Source organism: Propionivibrio sp. (genome assembly GCF_047602565.1).
Classification (GTDB): domain Bacteria; phylum Pseudomonadota; class Gammaproteobacteria; order Burkholderiales; family Rhodocyclaceae; genus Propionivibrio.
Window position 1 is genome coordinate 2995243 of record NZ_JASGGX010000001.1, and the last position, 20319, is coordinate 3015561.

Consider the following 20319-nt stretch of genomic DNA (forward strand, 5'->3'; position numbering starts at 1 on the left):
AGTCGCCACATGCAATACACATCGAGCCCGAAGGTCCTGGCCGCCCGCAAATACGAGCGCGTGTACCAGGAAGATCCGCTGGCCGGCGCTGATCCGGAAATGCGCGAACGCGTCGCGCCGCTGGAGAACTACATCATGAAGCACTGCCTGTGGCAGTTCAATTCGCGCGGCTGGGACCGCCGCAAGCAGAACGCCGGCATTCTCGGCAAGGCGACGCTGCTCCTGTGCGGCGAACCGGTCGAGAATCCGACGCTGCAGGAGAAGTGCTACTGGGTGGACGCGGTGATGCTCGACCGCAATTGCCGCGAACGCTTTCCGTGGCTGCCGGCGCTGCCCAAGGACCAGATCAAGGCCTTGATGGGGCTGCTGCATGCCCGCATGGACTGGCTGACGATCGACGGTTCGCTCAATCTCGAATTGACCGTACTGAATTATTGAGGAGACCCGGCATGGCCTGCGAAATCAAGGAAAAAGAGCGCATCGGCACGATCAATCCGATTTTCACCTGCCAGCCGGCCGGTGCGCAGTTCGCCAGCATCGGCATCAAGGACTGCATCGGCATCGTGCACGGTGGGCAAGGCTGCGTGATGTTCGTGCGCCTGATGTTCTCGCAGCACTACAAGGAGAGCTTCGAACTGGCTTCGTCCTCGGTGCATGAGGACGGCGCGGTGTTCGGTGCGCTCGACCGCGTCGAGAAAGGCGTTGACGTGCTGCTGGCGCGCTACCCGCACGTCAAGGTGGTGCCGATCATCACCACCTGCTCGACCGAGGTGATCGGCGACGACATCGATGGCGTCATCCGCAAGCTCAACGAAGGCCTGCTCAAGGAGAAGTACGCCGGGCGCGAAGTCTATCTGGTGCCTGTCCATTCGCCCAGCTTCGTCGGCAGCATGATCAGCGGCTACGACGTGGCGGTACGCGACTTCGTCAAGTATTTCGCGGCGAAGAGCAGGAACGGCGAATCCAATGGCAAGCTCAACCTGATCACCGGCTGGGTCAACCCGGGCGACGTCAAGGCGCTCAAGCACCTGCTGCGCGCCATGGACATCGACGCCACGGTGCTGTTCGAGATCGAGAAGTTCGATTCGCCGATGCTGCCCGACGGCAGCGCCGTCTCGCACGGCAACACCACGGTCGAGGATCTGCGCGGCACGGCCGACGCCATCGGCACCGTCGCGCTCAACCGCTACGAGGGCGGCAAGGCCGCCGAATGGCTGCAATCCGAGTTTGGCCTGCCGACCATCGTCGGCCCGACGCCGATCGGCATCCGCAATACCGATACCTTCCTGCGCAACCTGAGGACGCTCACCGGCAAGCCGATTCCTGCTTCGCTGGTCGAGGAGCGCGGCGTGGCCATCGATGCGCTGACCGACGTCACGCACATGTTCCTGGCGGACAAGAAAGTCGTCATCTACGGCAATCCGGACCTGGTGATCGGTCTGGCCGAATTCTGCATCGATCTGGAAATGAAGCCGGTCCTGCTGCTGATGGGCGACGACAACGTGAACTACAAGAACGATCCGCGCCTGCTGGCCATGACCGAGCACGTTGACTGGAAGATGGAAGTCGTCACCAACGCCGACTTCTGGGAACTGGAAGACCGCATCAAGAACGGCGGCCTTGAAGTCGACCTGATCCTCGGGCATTCCAAGGGACGCTTCGTCGCCATCGACAACGCCATTCCGATGGTGCGCGTCGGTTTTCCGACCTACGACCGCGCCGGCATGTTTCGCCATCCGGTGCTGGGTTACGAGGGGGCCATATGGCTGGCCGAACAGATGTCCAACGCCTTGTTCGCCGACATGGAGTACAAGAAGAACAAGGAATGGATACTCAACGTCTGGTAGGCCGCATGCCCGCCAACGGAAACGCGGAGGAGAGGAGACGGGGCCATGAGAATCGCCTGCTATCTCGATGCGCAAGGCCGGCCGGCCAGCCTCTACCGGCCCGGCCGGGTGCATCTCTTCGAAGAGGTGGACGGACGCTGGCGGGAATGCGGTCGGTTCGCCTTTCACCTCGACCATGGGATGTCGCTGGCGGCGGTCAAGGAAGCGCTCGCCGGACTGGCCGCGGCGCTCGATCCCGGCTGCCGCGTGCTGCTCTCCGACGAGGTGCGCGGCCTGCCGTATTCGCTGCTGCAGGAGCAGTACGGCTTCCGCGTCTGGAAATCCGACGGAGCGCTGGAGCAGCAGCTGGCCGAAGTGCGGGAGCACGAGGACAGGGCACGGGCCCGGCGCAAGTACGAAATCGTCCTGCGCGCCAGCCAGCCCGTGCCGTCGCCGGTCCGCCTCGCCGACGGCCGGCCCGGCCATTACTGGATCGATCTGCGCGCGGCGCTCGAACATCATTCCAATCCGACGTCGCGCAACATCCTCATTCCCTTCCTGGCGGCGGGGCAGTTCGTCAAGCTCGAAGTGCTTTGCGACCACCTGCCGAAATGGATGGCCTGGGAACTCGAACGCATGGACCTGAGCGCCGAATCGGAACCCGTTGACGCGACCGGCGCCGGACTGCGCGTAAGCATCCACTCGCGCAAGTCGCCCGAGGGACGCATGCGTCCGCCGGGGCTCGCCGACGGTGCCAGGGTGCTCTGTCTGCCCTGCCCGCGCGAGCACGGAAGCGGCAACGCGCTGCCGCTCTCCCGGCCCCTCGAATCGCTGGACTGGCAGCGCCTTCCCGCCGAACCGGCCGGGGCGCCCCCGGAGGGATGACGGATGACCGACACCCACCTGGTTTTCATTTTCGACGCGCTGATGCATCCGGCCCAGATCGCCGCTTGTTGCGAGGCTCCGGAAATCGCGGCCGTCGCCTGCCTGCCGGACCACCGGCTTGGCTTCCATGGCCTTTCGATGCGTTGGGACGGCGGCAATGCGGCCATCGTGGCCGAACGCGGCGCCGAAACCTGGGGCGTGGTCTATGCCCTGTCGCTGCTGGACGCACAGCGGCTGGACCTGATGTACGCCGTGCGCGAGGACGGAACCGGCCTGCATTTCCATTGGCCCGGCGAAGTGCGGGATGCACGCGGAAACCGCCACGACGTGGTTTGCCATGTGCGCAACACGCTGGGCGAGCCGTGTCCGCCGAGCACCGAGCATCTCCGGGTTCTTTCCGAGGGGGCTCGATTGCGGGGCTTGCCTTCCTCCTATATACACTTCCTGCAAACCGTTCCCAGCCAGGCGGCCAGGTTCTCGGTACCCCGTTTCAGCCATCTCGATCCGCGGCGCATCACGCAGTTCGGCTGCGAAAGCTGCGTCTAGGCAGGATGGTTGAAGCCGCCCCGGGAGCAAGCACGATCTTTCCAAGTACCCAAGGACAAACTTCATGGACAACGCACCGCACTCTCACTCCCAGCCCAGCACCATGCCGCCGGGCCATCCGCATCGCGCCATGCGCCGCAGCGACCGGGAAATCACCGACCGCCAGGCCATCGACGACATCCTGCGGCGCGGCAAGGTGATGCGCATCGCCCTGGTCGACGGCGACCGGCCTTTCCTGGTGCCAGTGTTCTACGCGTACGACGGCAAGTCGCTGTATTTCCACTCCGCGCAGTCGGGCAGCAAGGTGGAGATCATGAAGAAGAATCCGCGCGTCTGCTTCGAAGTCAGCCTCGATCACGGCCTCATCGAGGACAAGATGGCCTGCGACTTCGAGGCCCGGCACCGCACCGTCATCGGCCAGGGTGAAACGCATTTCGTCGGCGACGCCGAGGAAAAGGTGCGGGCGCTCGACGCCATCGTCGCCCGCTTTACCGACCGGCATTTCGACTATCCGTCCGAGAATCTCAAGCGCACCCTGGTCGTGCGCATCGACATCGGGACGATCGCCGGCAAGCAGCACGGCGTTGCGGGATTCTAGGAAGAGCTTGCGGAGCGCTGCGACAGGAAAGGGGGTGGCGCCGGCGGCGATGCCGTTCAATGCGGCCAGCCGCGATGCGTATCGACCTCGTAGCAGCCGCCGATCACCAGATACTCCCCTTCGCTGCGCAAAACCGGATCGGCGAGCAGACCCGGAAAAAGCAACATCTTGGCGTGCGGCACGGCTGCCTGCAGCAGCCAGTCGCCGAAAACCTCCGCTGCGTCTGGCCGGCTGCTGAACGAGACCAGGTTGTTCAGGCGCATGACGCAGCAGCCGTCGCGCAGCCGGCCCTCGACGAGCTGGCATTCGCAATCGTTGCTGCCGCGCCAGAGGGAAACGTGGCCGGCAGTGTTTCGAGAACCATCGCCGAAGCGCGCCAGGCTCCATTGGCAGTATTCGTACAGCATGTCCAGCTGGAGTTGGATGCAGTTGTTGTGGAAGCGGCTGTGGTACTTCTCTTCCAGGTAGCGCACCCAGGCCGGCGAGGGAAAGCGTTCCAGGCGTTCGCCGTGGAACACCGGGAGCAGCCCGAAACGGCTTTCCACCCAGCCCTTCAGCACGGCGCCCTGCGGGCTGCTCGAATCGAAGCCCCAGCCGCGCAGTAATTCCACGTAGCTGCTGCTACGGTAGCCGGTTTCGCCGGCTTCGCGGCGACTGTCGGCCAGATTGAACTGCAAGGCCATGTAATGCTGGAACACCTCGGCGGCTTCGTCCTGCGCGCGGCAGCTCTCGAGCAGGCGGAACAGGCCGGGGTTGGCCGCCCGCGTGCCGTGGATGCACAACGACCGGGGATGGCGGTTGAACGCGGTCGATGCCAGCAAGGACGACGACAGACCGACCAGATTGGTGCAGTACCAGCGCTCGGGGTCGTCTTCCGTGGCCATGGGGCTAAGCGAGCAGCCCCCTGGCGGCATGGTTTGCGCGGATATTCCGCCGGTTGGCAACGCAAGTGGTGAAGGGAGGGGACTTCATGATTTCCCTCGTCAAGGCAGGAAAACGGCCTGGAGTGAGACCGGAAAGTCTGCTCCGAGCAATATATGCGCCAAGATGGCGAAAGACTCGCCCGAGCCTTTCCCTCGATACCCGGGCGCCTGCTTTTGCATTTATCGACATGTTTTTGCCGATGAATACCGAGGCCTACCCGGCGTGCCTTGTCACGAACGCGACACGGGCTTGTGTGGAGTCGTGGACAAGATGACGAGTTGACGACGGGGCGCGGCTCATGGAGCCGCGCATGCGCTCACCGCGCGGACCCGGCGGCGCCGACGATCGCCAGCCCGCGCTCGGCGAAGCCGATGCCGACGCGGCTGCCCAGCGGGTGCGGCTCGGCCACCTCGTCCGAGCGGACGAACAGTTCGCCGAGCGGCGTGTGCAGTGTGTACTGCATCTCCGTGCCGAGGAAGGACGCATAGACGACCTCGCCCTTGAGCGGGTGCGGCTCGGCGTCGCCGAACAGCCGGATCGCGTCCGGCCGCACCGCCACCCGCACGTCGCCGAGGCGCGCCTGGCGGTCGGGAATGGTGGCGAGCACGCCGCCGATCACGCATTCACTGCGGCCGGCCTCGCTGCGCCGCGCCTCGCCGGTGACCAGGTTGGCGTTGCAGATGAAGTCGGCGACGAACTCGTCGGCCGGCGTCTCGAACAGTTCGCGCGGCGGCGCATGCTGCACGATCCGCTGCTTGTTCATGACGATGATCCGGTCGGAGACCGCCATCGCTTCCTCCTGGTCGTGCGTCACGTACACCGCCGTCAGGTTGAGCTTGAGCTGGATGCCGCGGATCTCGTCGCGCACGCGGCGGCGCAGCTTGGTGTCGAGATTGGAAAGAGGCTCGTCGAGCAGCAGCACCTGCGGTTCGAGCACCAGCGCCCGCGCCACGGCGACGCGCTGCTGCTGCCCGCCGGAGAGCTCGCTGGGCAGGCGCGGCCCGTAGTCGGCGAGCCCGACGAGGTCCAGCCCCGCGATGGCGCGCCGGTCGGCCTCGCGTGCCGCCAGGCCGCCGACGGTCAGGCCGTAGGCGACGTTTTCCAGCACGGTCATGTGCGGGAACAGGGCGTAGGACTGGAACACCATGCTGACGTTGCGCTCGATCGCGGACTGCCGGGTCACGTCCTCGCCGTTGAGCAGGATGCGCCCCGCGGTCACCGATTCGAGCCCGGCGATCATGCGCAGGGTGGTCGTCTTGCCGCAGCCCGAGGGGCCGAGCAGGGTGACCAGCGAGCCCTTCGGGATGCTGAACGAGATGTCGTCGACGGCGAGCACGCGGCCGTATTTCTTCGTCACGTGGTCGAAGACCAGCGAGACGTCGCCGCTCCGGTCCGGGGCAACGGGTGTGGGCTGAGTCATTGGGCGGGTTCCTTTTCGAGGACGGGCCGGGGCCGGAGTTCGCCGAGCACGCGGTCCTGGCGGCGCAGGCGGCGGCGGCCGACCAGCTTCTGCACGCCGAGCACGCAGGCGAGCATGACGACGATGAGCATGCTGGAATAGGCGATGGCGGTGCCGTACTGGCCGTTTTCCACCAGGCCGATGATGTACGACGTGGCCATGTCGTACTTGGCGCTGACCAGGAAGATCACCGCGCTGATCGAGGTGATCGAGCGCACGAAGCTGTACACCAGCGCCGTGGTGATCGCCGGCTTGAGCAGCGGGAAGATGATCCGGCGCGCGGTGGTGAAGCTGTCGGCGCGCAGCATCGTCGAGGCTTCGTCGAGGCTCTTGTCGAGCTGGCTCATCGCCGCGACGCCGCCGCGCAGCCCGGTCGGCATGTTGCGGAAGACGAAGCACAGGATGAGGATCAGGCCGGTGCCGGTGATCTCGATCGGCGGCACGTTGAAGGCCAGGATGTAGCTGACGCCGATGACCGTTCCCGGCACCGCGAAGCACATCATCGTGCCGAACTCGAAGACGCTCTTCAGCGCGAACTTCTGGCGCACCAGGAGCCACGCCGTGGTCATGCCGAGCACGGCGGTGAGCGGCGCGGCGATGCCGGCGATCGACATGCTGGTGAAGAAGGACGACCAGGCGGTGCCGGTCCATTGCAGTCCGTGTTCCCCGACGTCGATGCCGAACGCGTTGATGTAGTGCTTGAGCGTGAAGCTGTTGTCGCGTCCCCACTGCCTGACGAAGCCGCCGCTCAGCACCATGCCGTAGATGACCAGGGTGAAGGTGGTCCACGCCACGACCACGGCGGTGATCAGCCGGGAGAATTTGGGCGACAGCGCCACGTGCTGGCCGTTGTCCGCCTTGCCGGTGACGGTGGCGTACGACTTGCGGCCGAGCCAGCGGCGCTGGAGCAGGAAGGCAGCGACGGAAAAGCACAGCAGGACGAAGCCCAGGCTGGCGGCGCGCCCCTCGTCGGTCTGCGCGCCGACGATGGCGAAGTAGATTTCGGTCGAACAGCACGCTGTAGCTGCCGCCGAGCACCATCGGGTTGCCGAAGTCGGCCATGCTTTCGATGAAGGTGACCAGGAAGGCGTTGGCTAGCCCCGGCTTCATCAGCGGCAGCGAAACCCGGCGCAGCGTCTGCCAGCGCGACGCGCCGAGGGTCTGCGACGCCTCCTCGACCGACGGGCTGACGCCTTCGACGACGCCGATCAGCACCATGAAGGCGATCGGCGTGTAGGCCAGCACCTGCGCCAGCCACACGCCGAAGAAGCCGTACACCCAGCGCCCCGGTGGAATCCCCAGCCAGCTGGCGACGAGGCTGGTCAGCGCGCCGTTGCGCCCGAGCAGCAGGATCAGCGCCAGGCCGATGACGAAGGGCGGGGTGATGATCGGCAGCAGGGTCAGCGCGCGCAGCGAACGCTTCCAGGGAAAGTCCGTGCGCGTCACCACCAGCGCGAAGCACAGGCCCAGGGTGGTGCAGGTGAAGGCCGTCATGGCGCCGAGGTAGAGGGTGTTCCAGGCCACGCCGCAACGCCCGCCGGACAGGCAGTTCAGCCCCCACACGCGCGGGTCGGTCATGCGCCCGAAGAAGGAGGCGATGCCGGCCACGCCTTCCGCGTCGACGAAGGCCTTGGCCAGGACGTGGCCGACCGGCATGATCACGAACAGCGAGATGAGCGCGATGATCAGCCCGATCATGCCGCTGACGAACAGGTCGCCCCGGCAGGCGCCGAGCAGCGCGGCGCCGCCGGTCAGCAGGAACAGGAAGCCGGCCGCGGCGAGCAGGGCGCCGTAGCCCAGGCCGACTTGCGGCCCGAGCCCGAGCCAGGCCGGCGCGAAGCCGAGCACCAGCAGATATGCTATTCCGCCACCTCCGCAGCCCAGCAGCAGGAGGCCGCGCAGGGCGCGGGCGAGGGGCGCGAAGACGATCGCGGCGGCGAGCACCAGCAGGCCGGCCAGCGGCCACAGCTCGCCGGCGCCGTGCCGCAGCATCAGGTAGAACGCCGAGGCCGCGTCCTTCTTCGCCAGCCAGTCGGCCGCGAGCCACTGCCCCGAAAAGAAGCCGGCCTCCTGCTGGTGCCAGGGCAGCAGCGCCAGCGCGGCCGCCATCAGGGCGAGCCACCCGCCCAGCGTTCTCCGCACGGCCTACTTCCTCTGAGCGGCGAAGATTTCCTCGTCCCAACGCTTCAACAGGCGCTTGCGCACGTCGTCCGCGCCGTACTTGGCGAAGTCGTAGTTGATCAGTTTCACGTTCTCGGGGCGCGGCGCCTTGGGCGGAATCTCGGCGGAGGCGTTCGACGGCACCTGCAGCGCGTTGGCCTTGATGCCGAGCGACTGGACGTCGGCGCGCAGCGCGAACTCGTAGAACTTCTTGGCATTGGCCAGGTTGCGCGCGCCCTTGACGATGCTCATCGAGCCGATCTCGAAGCCCGTGCCCTCGCACGGCGCCAGCACCTCGACCGGCATGCCGGCCATGGTTTCCTTGAGCAGGTCATGCAGGAAGGTGACGCCGATGCCGGTTTCGCCGCGCGCCAGCGCCTTGGCCGGCGCGGAGCCCGACTTGGTGTACTGGCTGACGTTGTTGCCGAGCGATTTCATGTAGGCGAATCCCTCGTTCTCGCCGCCGTACAGCTGCACGAAAGTGGCCATCGCCGTGTAGGCCGTGCCCGACGAGTTCGGATTCGGGATCTGGATCTCCCCGGCGAATTCCGGCTTGAGCAGATCGCTCCAGCACTTGGGCGGGGCGAGCTTCTTGGCCTGCAGCACTTCCGGGTTGTAGCCGATGCCGAGCAGGCCCATGTAGATGCCCACGGTGCGGTAGCCGGAAATGCGGGCCTGCTCCTGCGCCCAGGCGTGCAGCTTCGGCAGCTGCGGCGATTGATAGACCTCGGTGAAGCCGGCGTTGGCCGCCTGCAGGTGGGGATCGCCGGTGCCGGCCCACCAGATGTCGGTCTTCGGGTTGGCGGCCTCGGCGCGGATCTGCGCGAAGATTTCGCCGGCGCTCTTGCGCACCATCGAGACCTCGATGCCCGTCTCCTTCTGGAAGGTGTTGCGCATCAGTTCGCACCACTCGTTGTCGGAGGCACAGAGCACGTTGAGCTGTTCGGCGGCGTGGCCGGCGAGCGGCAGCGCGAGCGTTGCCGAAACGAAGATGGTGTGCAGAAGACGTCGTGTCATGTTCCCTCTCCTTCGTGTGTGTTGGTGTGGGCCGATCAAGCGGGAGGCGACGCAGGGGCGCGCCCCCCGGAGGATTTCCGTATTACCTGGCGGCGACGGCCGCCGGCGCGGCGACCGGCGGCAGCCCCGCGTGCGCGGCGAGCCGCCGCCAGACCGCCGGGTTGGCGACGATGACCGCGTTGCCGCGCAGGAGGCCGCCGTTGTCCAGGAAGGCGTTGCATTGCCCGCCCGCCTCCCGGACCAGGACGAAGCCGGCGAGCGCGTCCCAGGCGTTCATGTGCGGCTCGAAGTAGCCGATCAGGCGCCCGGCGGCGACGTAGGCGATCATCAGCGCGCCGGAGCCGTTGCGGATGAACATCCCGTCGTCGCGCAGCACGGCTTCGAGGAACGGGATGAAGTCGCCGACGCCGACGCGGAACGAGGTGCCGACCCCCAGCACGCCGTCCTTGAGCGACTGGCCCGCATGCACGGCGATCGGCTTTTCCCCGCAGAAGGCGCCGCCGCCCGCGCGGGCGTGGAAGAGTTCGTTGGCGTTCGGATCGAAGACCACGCCGATCACCGGCTCGCCGCGCTGCAGGACGGCGATCGAGACGCACCAGGAATGCATGCCGTTCACGAAGCACGCGGTGCCGTCGATCGGGTCGACGACCCACACGAATTCGGCGTCGGCGAGGTCGATGCCGCCTTCCTCGCCGAGGAAGCCGTCCGCCGGGAAGACGGCCCGGACCTGGTTCTTGATGAAGCGTTCGACGTCGCGGTCGGCGGCGCTGACCATGTCCTGCGTGCCCTTGAACTCGATCACCAGTTGATCGCGCCGGCGGAACAGGTCCAGCGCCATCATACCCGCGTGCCGGGCGACGGTCTGCGCGAGAAAGTAGCGGGACTCCAGCAGGCGGGACGGTGCTGCATCGGCGGGCTGCCGCATGGATGGCCTCCTTGGAACTGGAATCGGAAGTGCCGGGTGGGATGCAGCAAGTGCGACCGGTGCTGCACACGTGTGCAGTTTAGGTCAATGGAAAACGATTTGCAATAACGGAATTAATCGAAACGATTTTCTGTTTTGGCGCTCAGCGCGGCGCCGGCGGCAGGGTCGTCTGGCGCACCACCAGCTCCACCGGCAGGGTCTGCGAGCGCGCTGGCACGGACGGGTCGGCCATGCGCTCGGCCAGGCGGTCGACGGCTTCGCGCGCCAGCCCTTCGATGTCCTGGCGCACGGTGGTCAGCCGGAAGGACGCCGCCGCGGCCAGCGGCACGTCGTCGAAGCCGACGACGACGACGTCCTCGGGAATGCGCAGCCCGAAGGTGTGCCGGGCCACGTCCATGAAGCCGAAGGCGAGCGTGTCGTTGGCGCAGAAGACGCCTTCCGGCCGCTGTTCCGGCGGGCGGTCCAGCAGCTGCTCGGCGATGGCCGCGCCGCCTTCGTAGCCGGACAGCTTGCCCTGCAGCAGCTCGACGCTGATCGCCGCCTGGCCGGACAGCGCGGCGGCCTCGCTGAAGCCGGCGGCCCGCGAGACGCCCGAGTAGGTGCCGCTCGGCAGATTGACGTAGGCCAGCCGGCGCGCGCCGGTGGCGATCAGGCAGCGCGCCGCCAGCGAACCGCCGAGATGGTTGTCGCTGCTGACCACGTCCACGTTTTCCAGGCTGGCGCCGCGGTTGATCATGGCCACCGGCACCTGCAGGCGCAGGTATTCCCGCGCCAGCTCGATCGGCGGCGAGCCCGAGGTGAAGATCACCCCGGCTACCCGGTACTGCAGCAGGTAGCGCAGCGAGCTTTCCATCTGCACCGGGTCGCGCACGTCCATCAGCAGCGGGGCCAGCGAGTAGCGCGCCAGATGGCGCACGATCGGCCCGAGCAGCTGCACCACGAATTCGTTGTTCATGCCCGGCACCACCACGCCGACCAGCGTGCTCTGCTTCTGGATGACGCTGCGCGCCAGGCGGTTGACCTGGTAGCCGAGCTCGTCCGCCGCCTTCTGCACCCGCTCGCGCGTCGCCTTCGACACGCTCGCCCCCGGCGTGAAGGTGCGGGAAACGGCCGAGCGCGAGACGCCCGCCCGGGCCGCCACGTCGGCCGCAGTGGCCCAGCCGGGCTGGCTTTCTCCGTTCTTTGCCATGGTCTCATCCGCCGGTTCGGAACTAAATCGTCCGCGCTCGCTCTTAAAAAGTTGCACACGTGTGCTTGATTAACTAGCATCATACTGGCTCGCCGCCGTTTTTCCAATCCGCGGCGCCCGCGAGCCGGAACAGGACGGAAAAACCGGTAGTAAAAAGAAAAATCCTTTTCATATCAGAGTGTAATTCGCAAATGTGGCAATGAGGTGAACATCGGCAGTTCTTTGCAACACGGTGTCTTGTAACGGGTTCGTCATCTTCGTCTGCCAATCTGGCGTGATTGGACAGGTGTGCAAGCCGGAGACGAAGCATGGCGAAGCGGCGGAGTGAGCGGTCGGCAGCGACGGATCGGGGGAAAACAATGCTGGCGGAACCCATCATTTCCTTGCGCGGCTTGCGCGTGGCCTACGGCGCGAACGAGGTGCTCAAGGGCATCGACCTGGCGATCACGCCGGGCAGCTTCGTCGCGCTGCTCGGGCCGTCGGGCTGCGGCAAGACGACGCTGCTGCGCACCCTGTCCGGCTTCACCCCGGCCTGCGGCGGCTCGATCACGGTCAACGGGCGGGACATCCAGGACGAGCCGCCCGAGCGCCGTGGCATGGCCATGGTGTTCCAGTCCTACGCCCTGTGGTCGCACATGAGCGTGGCGCAGAACATGGGCTACGGGCTGAAGCTGCGCCGCGTGCCGAAACCCGAGATCCGGCGCCGGGTCGACGACCTGCTGTCGATGTTGGGGCTGGAGGGCTACGGCGACCGCTCGGTGAACGAGCTGTCCGGCGGTCAGCGCCAGCGCGTCGCGCTCGGGCGAGCGCTGGCCGTGGAACCCGAGATCCTGCTGCTCGACGAGCCTCTGTCCAACCTCGACGCGCGCATCCGCCTGCAGATGCGCCACGAAATCCGTTCGATCCAGCAGCAATTCGGCGTCACCGCCATCCTGGTCACGCACGACCGCGAGGAGGCGATGGTCATGGCTGACCAGGTGGTCATCCTCGACCAGGGCAGGATCGCCCAGATCGGCTCGCCGGAGGAGGTGTACCAGCATCCCGTGACCCCCTACGTCGCCGCGTTCATGGGCGCGGAGAACGTCGTCGATTGTGAGGCCGAGCGGGACGCCGGCCAACTGGTGCTGCGCATTCCCGGCGTGCCGCAGGCCTGCGTGCGCTTGGCCGAAGACGGCGCACCGCGGCCGCCGGCCGGGCCGGTGCAGGTGCATTTCCGCAGCGAGATGGCCTCGCTGGACACCTCGGGCAGCGCCGGCGGCGACAGCCTGAGGATTCCCGGCACGATCGCCCAGGTCAGCTACCTCGGCGGCGGCTACCGCTGCGAGATCAGGACGGACTGCGGCCATTTCTTCATCGATCACCCGACTCCGGCGCATGCCGGGGACCTCGCCACCGTAAGCGTTCCGGCGCCGGCCTTGCACGTCTTCGCGCGCGATCCGGCCCGGGCAGCCCTGCGGCCGTCGTGAGCCGGATGCCCGGCGCCCGCGGCGGCCGTATTCGCAGCACATGCAGTTCTCAATCGTGAAGGAGAGAGTTATGAAATGCTTGCATCGAATGCTGGCCCTTTCCGTCGTCATGTCGCTGGGCGCCTTTGCGGGAGCGGCGCCTGCGCAGGTGACGCTCAACGTCATCAGCGGCGGCTCGCAGAACATGGTGGACTACGTCACCGACTACCTCGGCCCGCTGTTCGAGAAACAGAATCCCGGCGTCAAGGTGAGCGTGGTCGGCACGGGGCCCGACGACGCGGGATCGCAGAAGATGCTGGAAAAGCTGCTGGCGCAGAAAAACGCCGGCGTGGCCGTCTGGGACACCGACGTGGTCATCCCGAACCAGCAGAAGACCGGTGAAATGGTGCGCGAAGGCCTGCTGATGCAGTACCGCGACAGCATCCCGACGGGCAAGTACGCCGTCAGCCAGTCCGCCAGGCAGGCGCTCGGCGTCAACGTTGACGGCTACGTGATGCCGATGTTCGAAAGCCAGACGGCGCTCGCCTACAACCCGGCCCTGATCAAGAACCCGCCGTCCTCCTACGACGAGCTGCGCGCCTTCGTCGCCAGGAACCCGAAGAGCTTCGGCTACAACGGGCTCAAGGGCGGCATGTCCGGCGTCGCGTTCGTGGTGGGCTGGATGTACGCTTACGGCGGCAACCCGGACGTCATCCAGCAGGGGCCGTACGACGCCAAGGCCACCGGCGGCTGGGACAAGGCCTTCACCGAGTTGAAGGCGTTCAACCAGCAGGTGGTGTTCACGCCGGGCAACGCGGGCACGCTGGACATGCTCAACCGCGGCGAGATCGCCATGGGGCCGGTGTGGGTCGACATGTTCCAGACCTGGAAGGCCGAAGGCCGGCTGGCGCCCAACATGAAGCTCAAGATCCTCTCGCCCGGCATGCCCGGCCAGCCGTACTACTACGCGATTCCGGCCAAGGCGAAGAACGTCGAGCTGGCGAAGAAATTCATCGCCCTGGCGACCAGCCCGGAAGTGCAGGCGGAAGGCATCGTCAAGCGCTTCAACTGGTATCCCGGCATCGACGCCAACGTGGTCAAGCCCGCGCTGGACGCCAAGACGTGGAACCAGCTGTTCGTTGACGTGACGCCGGAGGATCTGGCGAAGAATGCCAAGCCGTTCCCGCTGGCCCCGTTCTTCAAGGACATGCGCGAGCAGTACGAAGCCAAGGTGCAGAACTGATGGACGCGCCCCGCCTGAGCCGGCATCTGCCGCTCGTGGCTCTGCTGCTGCCCGCCTTGCTGATGGTGGGGCTGCTGTTCGTCTATCCGTTGCTGTTCTCGCTGGCCTACGCCTTCCGCGACGAGGCGCAGGGCGGCTGGCACCTCGGCAATTTCACCAAGGCGTTCGCGCTGTACGGCGCGGACGTGTCGCTGACGGTCGGCGTCACCCTGCTGTCGACGGCGCTGGTCGGCCTGTTCGCCGTCGCCGTGGCGGGCTACCTGACGCTGGGCGAGAATCCGCGCGCGGTGGCGGTGCTGCGCTGGATCTACCGCTGGCCGATGTTCATCCCGTTCGTCGTCGCGGCGCAGCTGATGCGCACCTTCCTCGCCAAGAGCGGCATGCTCAACAACGCGCTCATGTCGCTCGGCCTGCTGGAGCCGCTCAACGCCATGAGCCTGCTCGACTGGCGCGGCGTCGTCGTGACCTTCGTCTGGAAGCAGTTGCCGTTCGCGGCGCTGCTGATCAGCGGGGCCATGGCGGCAATGGACCGCTCGCTGATCGAATCGGCGCGCGGCCTGGGCGCCGGCCGGCTGCGCATCCTGGTGGAGATCGTCCTGCCGCAGGTCAGCGCGACGGTCTGGGTCAGCCTGATCCTGTCGTTCGTGACCATGCTCTCCGCGCTCTCGGTGCCGATGATGATCATCGCCGGCTCGCCGACCATGATCACCGTCGACATGGCGTGGCGGGTCAATTCCTACGGCGATTACGGCGTGGCCAACGCGCTGGGCTTCGTCTCGTTCGCCATGAGCGGCGCCGCCGCATGGTTCTACCTGCGCCAGGGTGTGCGCGAAGGAGGGCAGCCGAAATGAGCCCGCGCCGGTTCTCGCTCCGGCACCTGCGCGTGCCCCGCACGGCCGAGGCCTTGCTGCGCTTTGCCCTGATCGGCCTGCTGGCGGCGGCGATCTTCGGCCCGCTGCTCAACATGCTCGTCTGGACGGTCGCCGAAGCCTGGTACTTCCCGGCCAAGCTGCCGCAGCGCTGGGGCTTCGCCTTCTGGACGCGGGTCTTCCGCCCGGAGGCGGGCGCCATGAAGGCGCTGTCGACCAGCATGGTGATCGCCTGCATGACGGTGGCCCTGAGCCTGATCCTGGCGATCCCGGCCGGCTACGCGCTGTCCAAGCGCTCGCTGCCGATGCGCAGCCTGTTCCTGCTCTTCTTCCTGCTGCCGCAGGCCTTCCCGACCGTGGCCGTGCATATGAACATCGCCCGCATCTTCTACGGCTTCGGGCTGACCGGCACCATCTGGGGGGTGATGCTGGTGCATGCCATCCAGGGCCTGGTGTTCGCCGTGTGGATCGCCTCCGCCTCGTTCGCCGCCATCGGCGACGAGCAGGTCGAAGCAGCGCGCAACCTCGGCGCCTCGCCGCTGCGCGCCTTCATGACCATCTCGCTGCCGCTGGCGGCACCGGGCCTGATGGCCAGCGCGATCTTCGTGTTCCTGATCTCGCTCGACGAGTTCTCCGGCACCTTCTTCGTCGGCGTCCCCGACGTGCGCACGCTGCCGCTCACCATGCTCAACGCCGCGCTGGAAGGCAACTACCAGATCGCTTCGATCACCGCCCTGCTGCTGCTGGTGCCGTCGATCCTGTTCATGCTCTTCGTGGAACGCTTCCTCAAGGCCGACGTGCTGGCCAGCGTCGGCAAATGACGAGGCGCCGCCGCGAGCCGACCCGGACCTTCCCATGAAACCCGAATACTCGATCTGGCTGCTCCCCGAGGCCGCGCTCGAACGGACGCTGCAAAAGACCGTCTCCGAACTCGCGGTGATCCAGGGCGAGAGCGCCTTTTTCCCCCACGTCACGCTCCAGGGCGACCTGTGCCGGCCGCTGGACGAACTGAGCCGACCCGTCGCCGGCATGGCGCGGGGCCTGCCCGCGCAGCGGTGGCGCGTCAGGGCGGTGGAATGCGGCGACCATTTCTTTCGCTGCCTCTACCTGCGCTTCGACGCGGACGCCGCGCTCGCGGCGCTGCAGGACAGGGTGCGCGCCTTCACCGGGACCGCCGACGGCCTCTCGCCTTTCCCGCACCTGAGCCTGGCCTACGGCATGGTCGCGGACGCCACGCGCCGGGCGCGCGATGAGCTGGCGCAAAGCTTCGCGGCGCGGGAGATCGTCTTCGACCGCATCGCGGTCGTTCACTCGTCGAAGGACGTGCCGATCGCCGAATGGCGAATACTTGAACAGTGCGCCTTGACGGGACGCTGAACACAATTCCGATCAGGCCGCCAGTTCAATCCTGACGTGCTTGCCGAGGGCGGCGGCGGCACTCGCCAGCGTGGTCAGCGTTAGGCTGGTATCGCTGGCGTCCAGCAGCCGGTTGAGCGCCGCCCGGCTGGTGCGCATCTTCGCGGCCAAAGCGGTCTTGGTCAGCTTCTGCGCCTTCATTTCCTGCTCGATCTGCCAGGCGATCACCCGTTTCACGGCAGTGGCGGTGGCTTCTTCCAGCAGGGCTTCTTCGGCGAGGAAGTCGTCAAAATCACTGCCCACGTGTTTCTTGCTCATGATTCGCTCCTTACCTTGTCGCGACGGCTCGCCGCCAGCTTCAGATCGTTCAGCGGGGTGTCCTGCGATTTCTTGATGAAACCATGCACGAGCACCATTACACCTTCGTCGACGGTGAACAGGATGCGCGCGATCCGGCCTTCCAGATGCATGCGGACTTCCCACAAGTCCTTATCCATCTTGCGCACCAGCGGCATGCCGAGCGGCCAGCCGAACTGTACCGTCTTGATATCCTCGCCGATGGTCTTGCGATCTTGCGCGGAAAGCTTCTTCAGCCATTCGCGTACAGGTTCGCCGCCGGCCTCGCCGTGATAGAAACGGACGGACAGGATGGGTTCGCTCATGAGTGGATTGTACCAATCTTGGTACGATTTTCAAATCGCGGCCATCCGTTCATCGAAGACGCGCCGATCGCCGAATGGCGAAATACTCGAACGACACGTTCCGGCAGGCAGCTGAGTCAGCGCATGCCGGCGCGGCACGCCGCCTCTATCAGATGCCGGGCAATGCTGGCCTGGTCGGGTAGGGGCGGCAGGGCGTCGCGCGGAAACCAGCCGGCGGCTTCGATCTCGGACGGGTCGGGCGTGATCTCGCCGCCGGCGTAGTCGGCGAAGAAGGCGATCATCAGCGAGTTGGGGAAGGGCCACGGCTGGCTGCGGAAATAGCGCAGGCCGGCGATCTCGATGCCGACTTCCTCGCGCACTTCGCGCACGGCGCACTGCTCGACGGTTTCGCCGGCCTCGACGAAGCCGGCCAGCGCGCTGAACATGCCGGGGCGGAAGTGCGGGCTGCGCGCCAGCAGCAGTTCGTCGCCGCGGCCGACCAGCACCATCACCGCCGGCGAGATGCGCGGGTAGGCGAGCAGGCCGCAGGCCGGGCAGACCATGGCGAATTCGTCGGACTTCTTCACCGTCGGCGTGCCGCAGTGGCCGCAGAAGCGGTGGTTCCGCTGCCAGTCCAGCAGTTCGCTGGCGCGGCCGGCCAGCGCGAAGGCTTCGGCGCCGGCGAGTCCGTAGAGTGGGCGCAGCAGGGACAGCTCGCCGGCGACGCGGTCCGGCGGGCCCGCAATCTCGGCGGCGAGGCAGGGCCGCCCCTGCCAGTCGCCGATGCGCAGCGCCGTCGTCGGGTCGCAGAAATCGGCGGCGGCGCCGAGCGGGAAGGTCTTGCCGGACTGTCCGCCGTCAACGACGAAGAACTGGTTCCCGCAGCGCAGCACCCAGTAGGAAGATTCGTCCATGGCGCCGGACTCCTAGATCTGCATCGTTTCGGCGAAGGACAGGGCCTGCATCTGCGCCTGGTTGAAGGCGTCGGCCGACAGGCCGAGCATGCCGGCGCGGGCGGCGATGGCCTCGCCGTCCTCGCCCTCGCAAGCGATCGCCAGATCGAGGAAGGGGCCGTAGACGCCGCCGTGCCCGAGCAGCGCGTCGCAGATCGCCTCGGGCAGGCTCATGGATTCGAGCGCCTTGTCCATGCTCACGCCGAGCAGGGCTTCGAGCATCGAGAAGGCGCCGGTGATGAACAGGTTGTCGTATTCGCCCTTGTCGACCAGGCCGCGGCCGAGCAGCTCCATCAGCCGGGCGCGGCACAGCGCGGTGTGCATCTGGGCCTGCGCCATCGGGTCCTTGCTGGCCGTGACCAGCAGCAGGGACAGCCATTTGTTGAGCTTGTCGTTGCCGAGGATGGTTACCGCGTGGCGGAACGACTGGATTTCGCACGACAGCCCGAAGCCGGCGGAATTGATGTAGCGCAGCAGCTTGTAGGACAGCGTCACGTCCTGCTTCAGCGCCGCCTCGATCTCCTTGATCTCGGCGTTCTTGCGCACCAGGTTGAGCACGCGGATGATCTGCGCCTGCGCCGGATTGAGCGCCTTGGCCGGCGCGCCGGACGGATGCAGGAAGAACCAGCTGGCGGCGGCGTTGAGGCCGGCGTCCAGGCAGTTCTGGAAGGTCTGCCGGTCGGACACGTTGAAGGCCACGCCGATCCCGTAGGGCTGCGTCTGCGCGGCCAGCGTCTTCAACTGGGCCGGCGGGAAGCGCCGCGCGTCGAGGCCGATGAAACGGAAGGCGACGCCGGACGACAGCGCGGTCTTGGCGTGTTCGTCGATCATCAGGCACAGCGAGGCCTGGCCGGCCTGCAGGCTGGCGACCAGCGCCGCCGCCTCGGGGCCGGCGAACGCCGCGCCCGGCAGTTCGAGGGTGGTGTTGGACGGCACGCTCCATTCGAGCAGCCCGGCGTCCCACGGCGTCTTGCCGCAATTGAGGAATACCGGCTTCTCTTCCGCCGGCCAGAACTCCGCCAGGGATTGCAGGGCCGCGGCCGCGTCGCGCGGCGTGGCGCCGTTGAGCAGGTGCAGGCTGAGGCGGTTGGCGAGAATCCGGTTCTGGCGGTTGATCAGCGGCTGGCGGGAAATGAAGACGTCGGGCATGGCGGTTACCTGGAAAGCGTGCGATCGGTTGGGTGCATGTGAGAGGGTCGGGACGGGAGCAGGGTCAGCCGGACGCGGCGTCCGCCTGCGCGTCGGCGGCGAATTCGAAGGCGTCGGCGATGAATTCGGCTGCGGGCAGGCCGCATTGTCCGACAAAATCGCGCCGGGCGGCGGCGACCATGGCCGGCGCGCCGCAGACGTAGGCCTGGTGCCCGGACAGGTCCGGGACGTCGCGCATCGCCGCGGCATGCACGAGGCCGGTGCGGCCGCTCCAGCCGGCATCGGGCTCGGACAGCACGGGGACGAAGCGGAAGCCGGGATGCCGCTCGGCCCAGCCTTCGGCGAGCGTGCGCAGATACAGATCCGCGCCGCGCCGCGCGCCCCAGTAGAGGGCCATCGGCCGCGTTGTCCCCGTGGCGATGGCGTGCTCCACCACCGCCTTGATCGGCGCGAAGCCGGTGCCGCCGGCGACCAGCAGCATCGGCTTGCGCGAGTCCTCGCGCAGGAAGAAGCCGCCGTGCGGCCCGTTGATGCGCAGCAGGTCGCGTTCCTTCATGGCGGTGAACACGTGCTCGGTGAAGCGTCCGCCGGGAATGCGGCGGATGTGCAGCTGCAGGCGGGCGCCGTCGTGCGGCGCGTTGGCCAGCGAAAAGGCGCGGCGGCGGCCGTCCTTGAGCAGGATCTCGACGTACTGGCCGGCCAGGAAGCGGAACGGTTCGCCGGCCGGCAGCCGCAATTCGACAAGCATCACGTCGGGCGCCGCGCGGATCATCCGGTCCACGCGCGCCGGCAGCGTGCGCGCCGGAATGGCCTGCGCGTCCGCCGTTTCCCGGGGTTCGATCACCAGATCTTCCAGCGGCGCGGCGCGGCAGAACAGGGCCTGGCCCGCCGCGCGGTCGGCCGCGGAGAGTACCTCCGCCCGAGTCCCGTCGTGGTCGACGGCGCCGCTCAGCACCTTGCCGCGGCAGCTGCCGCAGGCGCCGTCACGGCATCCGTGGGGCAGCATCAGTCCCTGGCGCAACGCGGCGTCGAGGATGGTCTCCCCCGGCTCGGCCTCGAACGTCCGCCGGCCCGGTTCGACCGTGATCTTGAACCCCATGAAATCTCCCCTGCAGAGTGATTCCGGTAAAATCC

22 protein-coding genes and 1 pseudogene are annotated in these 20319 nt (G+C 67.1%); 11 read left to right on the top strand and 12 right to left on the bottom strand.

Translation table 11 applies throughout. The features are described 5' to 3' along the window. Positions 1-9 precede the first annotated feature (9 nt). The 5 genes from anfG (at position 10) to QM701_RS14080 (ending at position 3855) form a co-directional block, all read left to right on the top strand. Complete coding sequence (anfG, locus tag QM701_RS14060; RefSeq protein WP_415167672.1) at positions 10-438, top strand: Fe-only nitrogenase subunit delta; 429 nt, start codon at positions 10-12, stop codon at positions 436-438. A gap of 11 nt (positions 439-449) precedes the next feature. Continuing rightward, positions 450-1847, top strand: a complete 1398-nt coding sequence (anfK, locus tag QM701_RS14065) for a Fe-only nitrogenase subunit beta (RefSeq protein ID WP_415167673.1) — start codon at positions 450-452, stop codon at positions 1845-1847. 45 nt (positions 1848-1892) lie between these two features. Further along, on the top strand, positions 1893-2711 hold the full coding sequence (gene anfO, locus QM701_RS14070) for a Fe-only nitrogenase accessory protein AnfO (protein ID WP_415167674.1): 819 nt from the start codon (positions 1893-1895) through the stop codon (positions 2709-2711). A gap of 3 nt (positions 2712-2714) precedes the next feature. Next, entirely contained in the window at positions 2715-3257 is a 543-nt protein-coding gene (locus QM701_RS14075; protein WP_415167675.1) for a gamma-glutamylcyclotransferase family protein, read from the top strand. Positions 3258-3321: 64 nt separating this feature from the next. Beyond that, positions 3322-3855 carry a pyridoxamine 5'-phosphate oxidase family protein gene (locus QM701_RS14080; protein ID WP_415167676.1) on the top strand — a complete coding sequence of 178 codons (534 nt, stop codon included), beginning with the start codon at positions 3322-3324 and terminating at the stop codon, positions 3853-3855. 56 nt (positions 3856-3911) lie between these two features. Here the strand turns inward: QM701_RS14080 and QM701_RS14085 are convergent, their stop codons facing one another. The 4 genes and pseudogenes from QM701_RS14085 to QM701_RS14100 form a co-directional block, all read right to left on the bottom strand. Continuing rightward, positions 3912-4739: an NAD(+)--dinitrogen-reductase ADP-D-ribosyltransferase gene (locus QM701_RS14085; protein ID WP_415167677.1), complete on the bottom strand. Its 828-nt coding sequence runs from the start codon at positions 4737-4739 to the stop codon at positions 3912-3914. Positions 4740-5095: 356 nt separating this feature from the next. Continuing rightward, a complete protein-coding gene (locus tag QM701_RS14090) occupies positions 5096-6199 on the bottom strand; it encodes an ABC transporter ATP-binding protein (RefSeq protein WP_415169398.1) in 1104 nt (367 codons plus the stop codon). Next, positions 6196-7077, bottom strand: a complete 882-nt coding sequence (locus QM701_RS14095; RefSeq protein WP_415169399.1) for an ABC transporter permease — start codon at positions 7075-7077, stop codon at positions 6196-6198. The genes QM701_RS14090 and QM701_RS14095 overlap by 4 nt, the downstream gene beginning before the upstream one ends. A gap of 271 nt (positions 7078-7348) precedes the next feature. After that, positions 7349-7894 (bottom strand): annotated as a pseudogene (locus QM701_RS14100) (ABC transporter permease); the annotation flags it as partial. Here QM701_RS14100 and QM701_RS14105 point away from each other — a divergent pair. Next, positions 7815-8033 (top strand): hypothetical protein, encoded by a 219-nt coding sequence (locus QM701_RS14105; RefSeq protein WP_415169453.1) that lies wholly within the window; start codon positions 7815-7817, stop codon positions 8031-8033. The pseudogene QM701_RS14100 and the gene QM701_RS14105 overlap by 80 nt on opposite strands. Before the next feature lie 350 nt (positions 8034-8383). Here QM701_RS14105 and QM701_RS14110 read toward each other — a convergent pair whose 3' ends face one another. The 3 genes from QM701_RS14110 to QM701_RS14120 form a co-directional block, all read right to left on the bottom strand. Continuing rightward, the gene (locus QM701_RS14110; RefSeq protein WP_415167678.1) at positions 8384-9415 is read right to left on the bottom strand and encodes an ABC transporter substrate-binding protein; all 1032 of its coding nucleotides are present in this window, start codon (positions 9413-9415) and stop codon (positions 8384-8386) included. A gap of 82 nt (positions 9416-9497) precedes the next feature. Continuing rightward, positions 9498-10340 (bottom strand): inositol monophosphatase family protein, encoded by an 843-nt coding sequence (locus tag QM701_RS14115; RefSeq protein ID WP_415167679.1) that lies wholly within the window; start codon positions 10338-10340, stop codon positions 9498-9500. Between the two features lie 142 nt (positions 10341-10482). Further along, positions 10483-11529: a LacI family DNA-binding transcriptional regulator gene (locus tag QM701_RS14120; protein WP_415167680.1), complete on the bottom strand. Its 1047-nt coding sequence runs from the start codon at positions 11527-11529 to the stop codon at positions 10483-10485. A 359-nt stretch (positions 11530-11888) separates the two neighbouring features. Here QM701_RS14120 and QM701_RS14125 point away from each other — a divergent pair, with 359 nt between their 5' ends. The 5 genes from QM701_RS14125 to QM701_RS14145 all read left to right on the top strand — a co-directional run bounded on the left by QM701_RS14125 (position 11889) and on the right by QM701_RS14145 (position 16463). Continuing rightward, entirely contained in the window at positions 11889-12995 is a 1107-nt protein-coding gene (locus QM701_RS14125; protein WP_415167681.1) for an ABC transporter ATP-binding protein, read from the top strand. A gap of 70 nt (positions 12996-13065) precedes the next feature. After that, positions 13066-14217, top strand: a complete 1152-nt coding sequence (locus QM701_RS14130; RefSeq protein ID WP_415167682.1) for an extracellular solute-binding protein — start codon at positions 13066-13068, stop codon at positions 14215-14217. After that, positions 14217-15068, top strand: coding sequence for an ABC transporter permease (locus QM701_RS14135; protein ID WP_415167683.1), 852 nt, complete (start codon positions 14217-14219; stop codon positions 15066-15068). The genes QM701_RS14130 and QM701_RS14135 overlap by 1 nt, the downstream gene beginning before the upstream one ends. Then, complete coding sequence (locus tag QM701_RS14140; protein WP_415167684.1) at positions 15065-15907, top strand: ABC transporter permease; 843 nt, start codon at positions 15065-15067, stop codon at positions 15905-15907. Before QM701_RS14135 ends, QM701_RS14140 begins: the two co-directional genes overlap by 4 nt. Positions 15908-15941: 34 nt before the next feature. Continuing rightward, entirely contained in the window at positions 15942-16463 is a 522-nt protein-coding gene (locus QM701_RS14145; RefSeq protein ID WP_415167685.1) for a 2'-5' RNA ligase family protein, read from the top strand. Between the two features lie 12 nt (positions 16464-16475). Here QM701_RS14145 and QM701_RS14150 read toward each other — a convergent pair whose 3' ends face one another. The 5 genes from QM701_RS14150 to QM701_RS14170 form a co-directional block, all read right to left on the bottom strand. Next, on the bottom strand, positions 16476-16760 hold the full coding sequence (locus QM701_RS14150) for an XRE family transcriptional regulator (protein ID WP_415167686.1): 285 nt from the start codon (positions 16758-16760) through the stop codon (positions 16476-16478). After that, positions 16757-17104 (bottom strand): type II toxin-antitoxin system RelE/ParE family toxin, encoded by a 348-nt coding sequence (locus QM701_RS14155; protein ID WP_415167687.1) that lies wholly within the window; start codon positions 17102-17104, stop codon positions 16757-16759. The genes QM701_RS14150 and QM701_RS14155 overlap by 4 nt, the downstream gene beginning before the upstream one ends. A 116-nt stretch (positions 17105-17220) precedes the next feature. After that, positions 17221-17997: an NAD(+) diphosphatase gene (gene nudC / locus QM701_RS14160; RefSeq protein ID WP_415167688.1), complete on the bottom strand. Its 777-nt coding sequence runs from the start codon at positions 17995-17997 to the stop codon at positions 17221-17223. A 12-nt stretch (positions 17998-18009) separates the two neighbouring features. Further along, a complete protein-coding gene (locus QM701_RS14165; protein WP_415167689.1) occupies positions 18010-19185 on the bottom strand; it encodes an EAL and HDOD domain-containing protein in 1176 nt (391 codons plus the stop codon). Positions 19186-19249: 64 nt separating this feature from the next. Further along, positions 19250-20284 (bottom strand): CDP-6-deoxy-delta-3,4-glucoseen reductase, encoded by a 1035-nt coding sequence (locus tag QM701_RS14170; RefSeq protein ID WP_415167690.1) that lies wholly within the window; start codon positions 20282-20284, stop codon positions 19250-19252. Positions 20285-20319 lie beyond the last annotated feature (35 nt).

What these genes read in the sequence shown, in the direction of transcription:
- anfG (WP_415167672.1), top strand. Translation starts at nt 10, where the DNA reads ATGCAATACACATCGAGCCCGAAGGTCCTGGCCGCCCGCAAATACGAG.
- anfK (WP_415167673.1), top strand. Translation starts at nt 450, where the DNA reads ATGGCCTGCGAAATCAAGGAAAAAGAGCGCATCGGCACGATCAATCCG.
- anfO (WP_415167674.1), top strand. Translation starts at nt 1,893, where the DNA reads ATGAGAATCGCCTGCTATCTCGATGCGCAAGGCCGGCCGGCCAGCCTC.
- QM701_RS14075 (WP_415167675.1), top strand. Translation starts at nt 2,715, where the DNA reads ATGACCGACACCCACCTGGTTTTCATTTTCGACGCGCTGATGCATCCG.
- QM701_RS14080 (WP_415167676.1), top strand. Translation starts at nt 3,322, where the DNA reads ATGGACAACGCACCGCACTCTCACTCCCAGCCCAGCACCATGCCGCCG.
- QM701_RS14085 (WP_415167677.1), bottom strand. Translation starts at nt 4,739, where the DNA reads ATGGCCACGGAAGACGACCCCGAGCGCTGGTACTGCACCAATCTGGTC.
- QM701_RS14090 (WP_415169398.1), bottom strand. Translation starts at nt 6,199, where the DNA reads ATGACTCAGCCCACACCCGTTGCCCCGGACCGGAGCGGCGACGTCTCG.
- QM701_RS14105 (WP_415169453.1), top strand. Translation starts at nt 7,815, where the DNA reads ATGCGCCCGAAGAAGGAGGCGATGCCGGCCACGCCTTCCGCGTCGACG.
- QM701_RS14110 (WP_415167678.1), bottom strand. Translation starts at nt 9,415, where the DNA reads ATGACACGACGTCTTCTGCACACCATCTTCGTTTCGGCAACGCTCGCG.
- QM701_RS14115 (WP_415167679.1), bottom strand. Translation starts at nt 10,340, where the DNA reads ATGCGGCAGCCCGCCGATGCAGCACCGTCCCGCCTGCTGGAGTCCCGC.
- QM701_RS14120 (WP_415167680.1), bottom strand. Translation starts at nt 11,529, where the DNA reads ATGGCAAAGAACGGAGAAAGCCAGCCCGGCTGGGCCACTGCGGCCGAC.
- QM701_RS14125 (WP_415167681.1), top strand. Translation starts at nt 11,889, where the DNA reads ATGCTGGCGGAACCCATCATTTCCTTGCGCGGCTTGCGCGTGGCCTAC.
- QM701_RS14130 (WP_415167682.1), top strand. Translation starts at nt 13,066, where the DNA reads ATGAAATGCTTGCATCGAATGCTGGCCCTTTCCGTCGTCATGTCGCTG.
- QM701_RS14135 (WP_415167683.1), top strand. Translation starts at nt 14,217, where the DNA reads ATGGACGCGCCCCGCCTGAGCCGGCATCTGCCGCTCGTGGCTCTGCTG.
- QM701_RS14140 (WP_415167684.1), top strand. Translation starts at nt 15,065, where the DNA reads ATGAGCCCGCGCCGGTTCTCGCTCCGGCACCTGCGCGTGCCCCGCACG.
- QM701_RS14145 (WP_415167685.1), top strand. Translation starts at nt 15,942, where the DNA reads ATGAAACCCGAATACTCGATCTGGCTGCTCCCCGAGGCCGCGCTCGAA.
- QM701_RS14150 (WP_415167686.1), bottom strand. Translation starts at nt 16,760, where the DNA reads ATGAGCAAGAAACACGTGGGCAGTGATTTTGACGACTTCCTCGCCGAA.
- QM701_RS14155 (WP_415167687.1), bottom strand. Translation starts at nt 17,104, where the DNA reads ATGAGCGAACCCATCCTGTCCGTCCGTTTCTATCACGGCGAGGCCGGC.
- nudC (WP_415167688.1), bottom strand. Translation starts at nt 17,997, where the DNA reads ATGGACGAATCTTCCTACTGGGTGCTGCGCTGCGGGAACCAGTTCTTC.
- QM701_RS14165 (WP_415167689.1), bottom strand. Translation starts at nt 19,185, where the DNA reads ATGCCCGACGTCTTCATTTCCCGCCAGCCGCTGATCAACCGCCAGAAC.
- QM701_RS14170 (WP_415167690.1), bottom strand. Translation starts at nt 20,284, where the DNA reads ATGGGGTTCAAGATCACGGTCGAACCGGGCCGGCGGACGTTCGAGGCC.